Below are 12078 nucleotides of genomic sequence, written 5' to 3'. Positions count from 1 at the left end.
ACGACGGAGAGGCAAGTGCTCATCCGGGGCGGGGACTTCGAGGCAGTTGCCCGGGCCGCGCTCGTTCATAGCCTGGCAATGAAGGCGCGGCGGAGCGGTAGCTGTGTCCGGTGGGCGTGGTCACCTTCAGCGTGTGTCTCTCCGCGGGTTCCGGTCGCACGCTCCACCCTGGGTTTTCCTTGGTGTGGTTACATTGTTCGCAGAGCCCGGCCCCGTTATTCAGTATGGTTTTACCGCCTTCGGCCCACGGCAGAATGTGGTCGTAATGACGAATGGGCGCGTCGCAGTATGGCGTGCGGCAGGTGTGGTCGCGGGTTTCGATGAACCGTCTCATGCCCGTGGGGAAGAAACGTGCCCTCGAGTCAGAGGCAAGGAGTTCGCCTGTGCTTGGTGCCGTGAAGAGTCGACGCAGCCAGATGCTGAAGTCTTGGTCCGTGTTGCTGTCACCACTGGTTAGGAGCTCCCTGGCCCATTCAGCGGGAACGATGCCATAGCCAGAAAGCCTTGCGGGTTCGCTATCACCTTGTAGCAAGGTGCGGTCGGTCATGACCAGTTGAAGGTCGATCCCAGAGAACCCTGCAGGCGAACCCGTGACGCGTTCGACGAGCGTGTCCGTCATGACCTGTCCCCGGGAACGGGCGTCACCGCTTGAGCGGGCAGAATCGGCGTGCCGGGTGAGCGCTGCGTAGGCAGCGACACCTTGGGCGACGGGGAGCAATGCGGTGAGGTAGGTCATCGTGTCCGGGGCCGGGCGCAGGCTGACATGCCGTTCGGATATAGCGTGTGCTGCACGTTTCGTGACGGAGCGGGGATCGCGCCGATAGGCAGCGGCCTTCGCGGCGGCAATGATCGCTTTGTCCCCGGCGCCGTCGAAAGTTCCGGTGTCAGGGGCGAGTTCGTCGTCGACCGCACACCGGTCCTCCGAAGACAGGCACGCGGTTTCCTTTACGAGGAGTGTGGCGCGCCACTCATTGAGCATTCCCGACTCCAGCGCGGCCATGGTGCGCGGCATCTCGATGACCAATGCCTTGGCCAGCCCCAGCAGCCGGGACCCCTTATTCGGAGACTCCCGCCGGGCAAGGGCAACCTGGGTTGATACGCCTTGGCCTCGATCAGCAGCCGGAACGCCCGCTGCCGCCTGTTCTTCACGCTGAGCCAAGTCAAAGGCGACAGCGATTTTCGCCTGCAGACTCGAGATCGCAGACTTCATATCCTCAAGGGTTCGGAGCTGATTAATCAGGTCACCGCTGACGCTGCCTGCATGAGCACGTGCAGGCAGCGAGGCGACCGCGTGGGTGGCTTGTATCTGCTGACTCCGGCTCATATTTTCACTATGTCAGCAGCCACCGACATTTTTAGCGCCGGGAACTTTGGCAGCAGATCCGAGGCGACTGGGCACAACTTGCTGATAGTCGTCCCGCTCGATCCACAACGATCGAGCGGGACGAGCCTCATCTGTTATCCCATCGCCTTGCGCCTCCGAGCTGAGCGCTCAATGCCACGGATGATTAGTTCTCCTGCAATTCCGAAGCCAACAGCAGCAGTCAGGGCACCGTTCCGATCAGAGCTTCTGGCAAGGTAGCTGTTTTGGGATGCTTGGACTTCAGCAAGGTCGTTCGCATACCAGCCGTTGACGACAGACTGCTGCGGCGCTCCCTTCGTTTCCCCGTTATTCACTTCGTTCTTGATGGCGGCTGAACTGAGCTGGGACCGCCACTCTGAGGGACTGCCGGAATCGATCAGGTTTGGGTTGTTACCAAACCAAGCGAGCAGCAGAAGCAGGGCGGTCACAACCCCAAGCAGGATGCGTGCGAAGTTCGGGCCTCCAAGAGCGGCCACGAGGGCTTTTAGTTTTGGCCTTCGGCGTACTTGGTTGAATTGTGGAGCGTGCTCCGGTGTTGGCGGCAAGGCTTGCGACGCGGTGCCGTCGGTTGTTTCAGATGTCATTATTTCCCCATTTTCATATTGTTATCAGAGCTGCCGCCTGGTCGCGGCAACCCTTTACCCAGGGCCTGTCCCATCACGCTGCGGAAGGCGGAGTGCAGGTCCGCCCGCACCTCGAGACGGGCAGCCCACCACGCTAACACTGAAGGGGAAACCCAGGTGGTCTTTGTGGCGGCGGGTTTTTGTGTCGGCGAGATGTACGGGCAGAGAGGTTGCATGGCAATGGTGGAGGCCGCCGTCGAAACCAGGCCAATACCCGGCAGCGAGCCATGTGAACCTCCCCACCCTTGCCCGCGTCTTTCCAGCAGAGGAAGATACTGCCCAACTTCGGGAGGACGTCATGGTTCAGCTTGAGAAGTTTGAAAAGTACTTGATCGAAGAGTTCTACGACGATTACCGCTCGGGCGACATGTCCCACGGGACTTTCACCAGGCGCGTGGCGTTCATCATGGGAAGTATGACCGCGGCTGCGGCGGCTATGACTCTGGTGGGCTGTACACCGGACGAGGTGCCAAAGACCGGGGACCCGATGCCCAAAGCTACGGCTTCAGCAGGTTCGGGAAACACTACAGCGGTTCCCAACGCCAAGAGTCCGCTGACGGTGCCGGAAGGGGCCGGGGGCTTGCAAACAGAAACGGTGAAGTTCGATTCCAGCGGCACCGACGTCAGCGCCTATCTGGCCCGGCCCGAGGGCAGCAAGCCGGCTCCGGCCGTCCTGGTCTGTCACGAAAACCGTGGCCTCACGCCCCACATCCAGGATGTCGCCCGGCGCTTCGCCAAAGGAGGCTACGCAGCTTTGGCGCTGGACCTCCTCAGCAGGGAGGGTGGCACTGCATCGATGGATCCGGATGCTGTCCCGGGTGCCCTCACCAAGGCCGGAGCCCAGCGGCACGTGGGGGACTTCCAGGCAGCATTTGAGTATCTGAACGGCCAGGACTTCGTGGAAAAAGGCCGAATTGCCATGGTCGGCTTCTGTTTTGGCGGTGGCATCACCTGGCAGGCGGCCACGGAGATCCCTGGACTCAAGGCAACGTCAGCGTTTTACGGCCCGGCCCCCGACCTTGCGAAGGTCCACACCATCAAACCCGCCGTTTTCGGTGTCTACGCTGAAAAAGACGCGCGGATCACCGGTTCCATGCCGCAGTTGAAGACTGCCTTGGATGCGGCACAGGTCAAGCACCAACTCAAGGTGTACCCGGGCGTCGACCATGCATTCCATAACGACACAAGCGACCGGTACAACGCGGCCCAGGCTACGGCGGCCTGGAACGACACGTTGGCCTGGTTCAGGGAAAACGTCTGAGCCTAATCCGGCAGGATACGGGCTTGGCTTGCCAGCTCGGCTTCCAACGTTTCGATACTGGGCAGGCTGGCGACAAATTCGTCGGGCAATGACTCGGCAAGGGACGTCCGCCACTCCGCGATCCCCACCGGAGCGCTGAATCCACGCAGGGCGTACTCGGCCACCACGCTGTTCTTCTCCTTGCATAGCAGCAGGCCGATGGTTGGTTTGTCGTCGGGGTGGGCCATGAGATCGTCAACGGCTGCCATGTACATGCCCAGCTGGCCCAGGAACCCGGGTTCGAATTTCACGGCCTTTAGCTCGATGACCATGTAGCAGCGCAATTTCAAATGGTAGAAGAGCAGGTCCGCAAAGAATTCGTCGCCGGCGATCTCCAATCGGACCTGTTCACCAACGAATGCGAAGCCTTGACCCAGCTCGAGCAGGAATTTCTCCACATGCTTCACCAATTCCACCTCCAGATCCCGTTCCGTGTGCCGGTCAGTCATGGCCAGGAAATCAAAGACGTAAGGATCTTTGGTGGCCTGCTGGGCGAGGTCTGAATCGGCAGCAATCATAGTGGTCTTGAAATTGGTGATGGCTTGCCCTGAACGCTCGTGCAAGCGGGTCTCGATCTGATGCGTCAGGACGTTGCGCGACCAACCATGCTGGGCAGCTGCCGCTGCGTACCAGAGGCGGGTGGCGGCGTCGTCGAGCTTTTCCAAAAGCGCGATCTGGTGGTACCACGGCAATGTTGCAAGCGGCGCTTGCAACATTGGAAACTCGGGCCAAGCCTGGGCAAAGCTCTTCATGTACCGCAGGTTCCTGGGGGAGAAGCCCTTCGCTTCGGGGAAGCGCGTTCGGATGTCAGCGGACAATCGGGTGACCACTTTAGCGCCCCAGCCCTCCTGCGATTCGCGCTCGGCAAGTTGCCTGCCGATGCTCCAGTACGAATTGAGCAGTTCGCTGTTCGCAGCCGCCAGTGCGCGCGTGCGGCCTGTCCGGACTTCTTGCGCGACAGTGTTGAGCAGCGCGGGATACCAGTCGGGCATCGACGTCGCGGCGGGGACTCCCGGGAACGACGCTGTGGCCTCGGTAGCGAGCTCTTGCGAAGGCATAATCTCTCCTGTCGATTGCTGTTGCCCCCACCCTAGAAGGAGGCACTGACAGAATGGACGCGTGAGTGAAGCTGGTGAATTTGTGGACTTCACGCTGCAGCGTGAATCGTCGTGGGAGAAGGCCATGGAAGCCCGGGAGCGCCTGGGCGGAATGAAGGTCTACGGGGCATCGGTTGGTGCAGTGCGAGGAACGGTCCGGGACGTCCTGAAGCGGCACAAGAATCTGGGCCATGACGACATCACGGCCCTGAGTTCGGAACTGTGGGATGAGCCGGTCTTTGAACGCAGGCTCGCTGCGGTTGTCCTGTTGCAAACCAAAGTGGGGCTCCTGGTCAATACGGACCTGACCCGCATAGAGGGCTTCATTCGGCAGGCCGGCACGGAGGAACTGGCTGATCCTTTGGCGGTGGACGTGGTCAAACCCCTGCTTGCCAGGCTCGAAGGACAGGCAAAGGAACGCGCTGAACGAGTTTTGGAACGCTGGTCGCGTGACACGGATCCGTGGCTCCGCCGTGCCGCGCAACTAGCCAAGGACAACCCGACCCCTTGATAAGGCCCGGCCACCGGCTTACCGTTTTCATCAACACATGCCAGGCGCCAATTCCGTGAATTGAGAGGCAGGTTGTTCGATGAAATCGCTGTGGTTGGACAGGGAATCCAGCTTCACGTCCGATGCAATCCCCGATGAAAAGCACTTCGACACAATAGTGGCGGGCGCAGGGCTCACAGGAATGGTGACGGCTCTGCTGTTGTCCAGATCGGGCCAGCGTGTGGCAGTTTTGGAAGCGCGCACCCTCGGCGCCGTTACCACCGGCAACACCACGGGTAAACTCAGCCTCCTGCAGGGAGGGGCACTCTCGGCGCTGCGTGGCCAGTACTCACTGAAAGTAGTGCAAGCCTACGTGGAAGCGAACCGCACTGGTCAGGCATGGCTGATGCGGTATATGGAAGAGCAGGGCATCGCGTTCCAGCGCCGGACGGCAGTCACCTTCGCAACCACCGACGACGGCGGCCAGCGCCTGCGCAAGGAGGCTGCCGTTTCCCGCGACGCTGGTTTGGACGTGCACTTCAGCCGCGACCCCGGGCTGCCCTTCCCGGTGGTTGAGGCACTGGAACTCGATGACCAGGCGCAGATCCACCCCATGGAAGTCCTGGAGGTCCTGGCAAGGGATATCCGGGAGCACGGCGGAATAATTGTTGAGGGTGTCCAGGTGCAGAATGTGGGTTCCGACCTTCCCGTGGAAGTATCTACGCGAAAAGGGGCCTTCACCGCGGACACGGTCGTCGTTGCTACTGGCACGCCGATCCTGGACCGCGGACTTTATTTCGCCAAGCTCGAACCCAACCGGTCATACGCTGCCGCTCTTCGGCTTCCAGGTGAAACCCCGCCACCGAGCGGAATGTACCTGAGTATCGATCCACCTACACGTTCCCAACGCACTCATCCGACGCCGGAGGGTGAGTTGTTGTTGGTAGGTGGCTACGGGCATACCGGCGGCCGGGCGGTCTCACCCAAGGCGCACCTGGATGACCTTCTCGCCTGGGCCAAGCAGCATTATCCGGGCGCGGAGGTCACCCATACGTGGTCTGCCCAGGACTACCGGCCAACCAACCTCGTTCCCTTCTTCGGCAAGATGCCCCGGGGCCACGGCCGGATCTTCTTCGGAACCGGCTACAACAAGTGGGGCATGAGCAACGGAGTAGCTGCCGCGTTGTCCATTACTTCGGACATTCTTGGCGGCCAGTCTGATTGGGCCACGGTCATACACCACCGCGTTACGTCGCCCCAGGGCGCGTTGGAAGCCGTTCGCCTCAATGCCAGCGTCGCCAAACGGTTGGTCGAGGACAAAGCCAAGGTCAGGAGCAATCCGGAAATCACGGACCAGACCCGACCCCCGGAGGGGAGTGGCGTCGTCGGGCTTTACAAGGGTGAACCGGCAGCTGTGTCCACCGTTGATGGCAATGTCTGTATGGTGTCGGCGAGCTGCGCCCACTTGGGAGGCCTGCTGAGCTGGAACGACGCCGAGAAATCCTGGGATTGCCCCTTGCACGGCTCAAGGTTCGCTCCCGACGGCAAGTATTTGGAAGGCCCTGCGACGCATAACCTGCAGAAGTCGCCACTAAAGAAGAAGGACTAGTTAAGCCAGCCGTTCGACGCGCCGCCGGGCCTGGTCCGCGGCGCGTCGTTGCTGTGCCGCGGCCCGGACGGCCAGCTTTTTGTGCGACTCAGCGGCTTCGGCGTCCCGGGTGATGCCGATCAGCTCGGCTTCGAGGGAAGCCAAACGCTTTTTGGCGTCGGTGATCTGCGCCTCGACCTCCGAGCGCCTGTCCGCGAATTCATTGACAGCGTCCCAAGCCTTCGAAGCAGCGTTTTCGGCCTCCAGGGCTTCCTGTTCGGCTGCCTCAAACTCGGTGCGGGCTTCTTCCAACGCGGCCTGGCGCTTTTGGGCCCGGCGTTCGGCCAGGGATGTTGCGGCTTCCTCGGGTGCTTTCTCTTTCGGCTGCGGCTCTTGATGCTTCTTGCCCTGTCGTGCCGGCCTGGTTCCCGCGGGCAGCTTCACCTTTGGCGGTTCGCCCACACCCGCCATTTCGTCGGGATTTGTTGCAGCGACGGCATCTGTCAGGTCCACGGACTCGAAACCGCTGCCGCTTAGCCCGCGCACCAGCCGGCCGGTCGCCACCGCGGCTGCGGCGCCGGCGTCGGCCATTGCGGCCCGAAGCGTTTGCTCCACGTCGGCAGCGCCGGCAGCGCTGAGCGGTGCTCCCAGCCGGCTCGCCAGCTCCTTTGCCGCCTGCACGGCCAAGCTCAGTTGACCCTGTCGCTGCTGGCCGAGTTCACGGAAGGCTTCAGCGTCTCCCTCCTCTTGTGCTGCACGGAGGGAAGCGCCAAAACGCACGACGCCGTCAATCACCTCGGGTTGGTGGACGGCAAGCATGTTGATGCCCCAGGCGCCGGCGGTGGGCTTTGGCAAGCTGCCGATCTCCTTGGCGAGGTCCTTCCCACCTGCTTCCTTTGCCTGCCGTGCCAAGGCTGTCCGCTCCGCAGTGAATTCACGCGGAAGCACGGCGTACAACTGTTGGGCGGCATCGCGAAGATCCATGACTTCATCCTAGGTGCGCTTGTGCCGACCCTGGCCCGTGGCGCCGGGCACTTGCCCGCGGGACCTGGTCATGGAGCCTGCGGCGCTTAGGGTAGCCTAAGTCACGTGGACCAGATCATGAGCTTGCCCTTTGGCGTCGCGCTTGCGGCGCTCTTCGCGATTGTCATGATCCGCGTCAATGTCACGTACTGGCTGGGTCGAGGGGCAGTTGCCGGCTTCGCACACACCCGCTTCGGGGCGTCGCTCCAACAGCCGTCGCTCCAACAGTCCAAGGCAGCCCGGGCCCAAGCCTTCATACAGCGTTGGGGTCCGTACGCCGTCGTGCTGTCCTTCCTGACCATCGGCCTGCAGACCGCCGTTAATCTGGCAGCCGGCGCAGCGCGGATGCCGTTGCGCCGCTATCTCCCCGCTGCTATCGGGGGTTCCATCATCTGGGCGTTGCTGTACGCAACCATCGGACTGGCCGCCCTTGAGGCGTGGCTTGCGGTAGCTGCGACGTCGCCGGCTGGTGCCGGGCTCTCGGTGCTGGCTGTGCTCGCCGTGATCGTGTGGGTGGTGGTTGCCCGGCGGCGTCGGTCGGCTGCCAAATCAGCGGATACAGTGGTCTGAGTTCTACTGCTGGATTGGCGAAAGGCTCGCGTTGACAACCTCATTACCGGAACTGGCGGAGGGCAACTTCTACTACGAATCGTTGGGTGGGGGCCGGTACCGCTCCACGATTCATGCCCAGGGTGCCTGGAATCCGCACGAACAACACATGGCCCCGGCCTCCGGCATCATGGCTGACGCCCTCCTGAGGCATGAGCCCCGGGACGACGTCCGTATGGCGCGGATCAGCTACGAGATTCTCGGGCTGATCCCCGGCGGCGAGTTCCAGGTAACCACCTCAACCTTGCGGCCGGGACGAACGATTGAACTCATCCAAGCTGAGCTTTCCGCCGGCGGGCGTGTCGCCATCCGTGCCGCGGCGTGGCGCATGATCACCAGCGATACCAGCGCCGTGGCGGCGTTCGAAGACGAGGCCATGCCCGCCCCGGACGAATGCAAGTTGTGGGATGGTGCCAGCGTATGGCCCGGCGGCTACATCCGGTCCCTGGAAATGCGTATCGCCGAAGGCCATCGGCCAGGTTCGGGCAAGGTGTGGATCCGGACCATGCACCCTTTGACTGACAAGGAAGACAGCAGCGATCTTGCCCGGCTCATGGGCTTGGTCGACACCGCCAATGGCATCGCCGCACGGGTCCCCCCAGGGGAGAACAGCTACATCTTCCCCAACGTGGACCTCCAGATCCACATGTATCGTGCGCCCTCGGGAGAGTGGCTCGGGCTGGACAACAAAGTCTCCTTCGGGGCAGATGGCATCGGCCTGACGTCCAGCGTGCTCCATGACATCAACGGACCTTTCGGCAGGGCCGAGCAAATCCTGACGCTGAGGAAAAGCTGATGAGCGAAGCACGGAACAAAGCCGACGGCGGCCTCACGGAGCGCTCCGAGCTCACCGTCTACCGCCAAGAGGAATCCCTCGGTGCTGCCGGGGATCTTGATTTTGCGTTGGAGCTGCTGAAGCGGGCCCGCAGCGGGCAACTGGGTCCCTCCCTTCGCTTGTACCGCCCGCAGCCCACCGTTGCCTTTGGCCAGCGCGATGCGAACCTGCCCGGCTTCACCGCCGCCGAGGATGCGTGCCGGAAGCTCGGCTTCGAGCCCCTCGTGCGGAAAGCCGGTGGACGTGCGGCGGCTTATCACCAAGGCACTTTGGTGATTGATCACATAGAGCCGCACCCTGACGCGATCGTCCGTGCGAAAGCCCGCTTCGCGGAGTTCGGTGAGTTGCTGGCAGGTGCCCTTCGCAGCGTCGGCGTCCAGGCCGCCGTCGGGGAGATCCCGGGGGAGTACTGCCCCGGGGAGTTCAGCGTTCACGGGGAGGATGCGGAGTTTCCCGCCCATCGGATCAAGCTGATAGGGACTGCGCAGCGGGTGGTTTCCGGGGGTTGGTTGTTCAGCTCCGTGATTGTGGTGGAGAACTCCGGTCCGATCCGGGACGTACTGACGGCGAGCTACGCTGCACTTGGCCTCGATTGGGATCCGGCCACCGCCGGTGCTGCAAATGACCTGCTGCCCCACTTGGACGTCAAAACGGTGGAGGACGCCGTGGTTGACGCTTACCGCAGCTACGCACACGTGGTGGACGGCGACTTCAGGAGTCTCTTGGCGTAGGTGGCTTTCACCGCCATTGAGCAGGCTGGGGGCCGGGTTTACGCTGAGGGAATCAGGAACCCAACCACACGAAACCTGGTGGAATGATGGGCCGCAGGAAGCACCCAATTCAGGATACCGACGTCGACTTGAGCGTCAGCGAACCAAAGAGGTCGGCCGCCGGCTTGCCCAGCCTCAGCGAAACCCTTCCCCACGCGATGGCCTATATGGGCCCTTCCCGCGCATGGAAGACACTTACAGCTGTCAACCAAAAAGACGGTTTCGACTGCATGAGCTGTGCTTGGCCTGATCCGCCGGAACGCAAGGCTGCCGAATTCTGTGAAAACGGCGCCAAGGCTATCGGGTGGGAGGCGGAGCCGCTGAGGATCCCCACGGAGTTTTGGGCCGGAAACCCGCTGAGTTCCCTGGAGTCCCGTTCCGAGTATTGGCTGGGCCAACAGGGCCGGCTGGTGGAACCGGTGTATAAGGCAGCAGGCTCGGACCACTACGCGCCCGTCAGCTGGGAACGGGCCTTGGACATCATTGCAAACGGGTTGAACGCCCTCGACGATCCGGATGAGGCCACTTTTTACACCAGTGGACGCACCAGTAATGAGGCAGCGTTCCTGTACCAGCTTTTCGTCAGGGCTTTCGGGACCAATAACCTTCCGGATTGTTCAAACATGTGCCACGAGTCAACGGGCCTTGCCCTGGGCGAGACCATTGGGGTGGGCAAATCGGCCATCACGTATACGGACTTCGCGAAGTCGGACCTGATCATCATCATGGGGCAGAACCCGGGGACCTGCCATCCGCGGATGCTGACGGCACTGGAGGAGGCCAAACTCGCGGGTGCGTCCATTGTGGCTGTTAATCCGCTGCCTGAGGCTGGCCTGATCAACTTCCGGAACCCACAGCGTGTTCGAGGCCTCGTGGGGAAGGGAACTGACCTGGCTGACCAGTTCCTGCAGATCAGGCTCGCCGGGGATATGGCGCTGCTTCAGGCTGTTTCCAAGCGCGTCCTGGATGCTGAACGGGCTGCGCCGGGTTCGGTGCTGGACCGCACGTTCATCGATGAGCATTGCCAGGGGTTTGTTGGGTTCGCTGCCCACCTCGCAACTTTGCAGGAGCAGGACGTTCTTGCCGCCACCGGTCTGACCAGCGCAGAAATCGATGAACTCGCTGCACGGTACATCCACGCGGAGAGGGTGATCATTACGTGGGCAATGGGACTGACCCAGCATAAGAAGGCGGTGCCCACCATCAAGGAGATCATTAATCTTCTTCTACTGCGTGGCAACATTGGCAAACCGGGGGCCGGACCTTCGCCAATCCGTGGACACAGCAATGTGCAGGGTGACCGGACCATGGGCATTTGGGAGAAGATGCCGCCGCGGTTCCTTGACGCCGTGCAGGATGAGTTTGGCTTTGACCCGCCGCGGAAGGCCGGTGTTGATTCGGTGGACAGTATCCGTGGAATGCGTGATGGCAGGATCAAGGTCCTCATCGCGCTGGGAGGGAACCTGGTGCATGCGATCTCGGACACCGTGGTCGCTGAGGAGGCTGTGCGTCGGACCAGGCTTTCGGTCCAGATTTCCACCAAGTTGAATCGCTCACATGTGGTGGTTGGCGAGCAGGCCCTGATCCTTCCGACCCTTGGCCGCACCGAAATCGACAAGCAGGACGGGATGGAGCAGTTTGTCACCGTTGAGGACACTGTGTGTGCCGTGCACCGCTCCGCAGGGACGCTGGAACCCATTGCTCCGGACGTTCTGTCCGAGGTGGCGATTGTCACCCGCATGGCCGAGGCGGTTCTTGACCACAAGGTGCCTGTGGATTGGGCGGGCCTCAGGCGTAATTACGACACCATCCGGGACCACATTTCCCATGTGGTGCCTGGATTTGATGACTTCAATACCCGTATCCGCGAGCGCGACGGTTTTGTCCTTCCGCATGGTCCCAGGGATTCGCGGACGTTCCCCACGGCAACGGGGAAAGCCATGTTTTCCGTCAATGACCTGGAAACCATTGAAGTACCGCCGGGGAGACTGCTCCTTCAGACTGTGCGGTCCCATGACCAGTTCAATACGACCACTTACTCCATGAATGATCGTTACCGTGGCATCAAGAAGGGCCGCATGGTCTTGTTGGTGAACCCTGGGGATCTGGCGGGGTTGGGTTTCCAGGACGGCGACTATGTGGATGTGCACAGCGAAGCCGACGACGGCGTTGACCGTGTGCTGCGCCAGTTGCGTTTAGTGGCGTACCCCAGTGCCAGGGGCTGCGCGACTGCCTACTATCCGGAGGCGAATGTGTTGGTGCCGCTGGATTCAACAGCGGAAGGCAGCAATACGCCGGCGTCGAAGTCTGTGATTATTCGTCTTGAACCGGCTGCCGCCCCGATTTTCGAGGCGGCGGCCAGACAGCGGAAGTGAATGCC

General features: G+C 61.9%; 11 protein-coding genes. 7 read left to right on the top strand and 4 right to left on the bottom strand.

All coding sequences use genetic code 11. The features are described 5' to 3' along the window. Positions 1–19 precede the first annotated feature (19 nt). Positions 20–1324, bottom strand: a complete 1305-nt coding sequence (locus AC6I99_RS12790) for an HNH endonuclease (RefSeq protein ID WP_497961058.1) — start codon at positions 1322–1324, stop codon at positions 20–22. Positions 1325–1458: 134 nt separating this feature from the next. Continuing rightward, complete coding sequence (locus tag AC6I99_RS12785) at positions 1459–1947, bottom strand: hypothetical protein (RefSeq protein ID WP_497961057.1); 489 nt, start codon at positions 1945–1947, stop codon at positions 1459–1461. 268 nt (positions 1948–2215) lie between these two features. On the opposite strand from AC6I99_RS12785, the gene AC6I99_RS12780 reads away from it, so the two are divergent. After that, positions 2216–3247 carry a dienelactone hydrolase family protein gene (locus AC6I99_RS12780; protein WP_497961056.1) on the top strand — a complete coding sequence of 344 codons (1032 nt, stop codon included), beginning with the start codon at positions 2216–2218 and terminating at the stop codon, positions 3245–3247. A 2-nt stretch (positions 3248–3249) separates the two neighbouring features. Here the strand turns inward: AC6I99_RS12780 and AC6I99_RS12775 are convergent, their stop codons facing one another. Next, positions 3250–4344, bottom strand: coding sequence for a PDDEXK nuclease domain-containing protein (locus AC6I99_RS12775; RefSeq protein WP_224090632.1), 1095 nt, complete (start codon positions 4342–4344; stop codon positions 3250–3252). Between the two features lie 61 nt (positions 4345–4405). On the opposite strand from AC6I99_RS12775, the gene AC6I99_RS12770 reads away from it, so the two are divergent. Together AC6I99_RS12770 and AC6I99_RS12765 are read left to right on the top strand one after the other, a co-directional pair. After that, positions 4406–4894 carry a DNA alkylation repair protein gene (locus AC6I99_RS12770; protein ID WP_497961055.1) on the top strand — a complete coding sequence of 163 codons (489 nt, stop codon included), beginning with the start codon at positions 4406–4408 and terminating at the stop codon, positions 4892–4894. Between the two features lie 79 nt (positions 4895–4973). Then, the gene (locus AC6I99_RS12765) at positions 4974–6482 is read left to right on the top strand and encodes an FAD-dependent oxidoreductase (RefSeq protein ID WP_497961054.1); all 1509 of its coding nucleotides are present in this window, start codon (positions 4974–4976) and stop codon (positions 6480–6482) included. On the opposite strand, the gene AC6I99_RS12760 is transcribed toward AC6I99_RS12765, so the two are convergent. Continuing rightward, entirely contained in the window at positions 6483–7445 is a 963-nt protein-coding gene (locus AC6I99_RS12760) for a hypothetical protein (RefSeq protein WP_497961053.1), read from the bottom strand. Between the two features lie 105 nt (positions 7446–7550). Here AC6I99_RS12760 and AC6I99_RS12755 point away from each other — a divergent pair, with 105 nt between their 5' ends. The 4 genes from AC6I99_RS12755 (at position 7551) to AC6I99_RS12740 (ending at position 12073) form a co-directional block, all read left to right on the top strand. Continuing rightward, on the top strand, positions 7551–8054 hold the full coding sequence (locus tag AC6I99_RS12755) for a DedA family protein (RefSeq protein ID WP_346658909.1): 504 nt from the start codon (positions 7551–7553) through the stop codon (positions 8052–8054). 31 nt (positions 8055–8085) lie between these two features. Beyond that, positions 8086–8889 (top strand): thioesterase family protein, encoded by an 804-nt coding sequence (locus AC6I99_RS12750; protein WP_497961052.1) that lies wholly within the window; start codon positions 8086–8088, stop codon positions 8887–8889. Further along, positions 8889–9659, top strand: coding sequence for a lipoate--protein ligase family protein (locus tag AC6I99_RS12745; RefSeq protein WP_497961051.1), 771 nt, complete (start codon positions 8889–8891; stop codon positions 9657–9659). Before AC6I99_RS12750 ends, AC6I99_RS12745 begins: the two co-directional genes overlap by 1 nt. A gap of 86 nt (positions 9660–9745) precedes the next feature. Beyond that, on the top strand, positions 9746–12073 hold the full coding sequence (locus tag AC6I99_RS12740; protein WP_497961960.1) for an FdhF/YdeP family oxidoreductase: 2328 nt from the start codon (positions 9746–9748) through the stop codon (positions 12071–12073). The last annotated feature ends 5 nt before the right edge of the window (positions 12074–12078 follow it).

The sequence above is a fragment of the Arthrobacter sp. TmtSoilC77 genome (assembly GCF_059739415.1).
The sequence above is the reverse complement of the archived record's forward strand: the minus strand, read 5'-3'. Positions and strand labels throughout refer to the sequence as shown.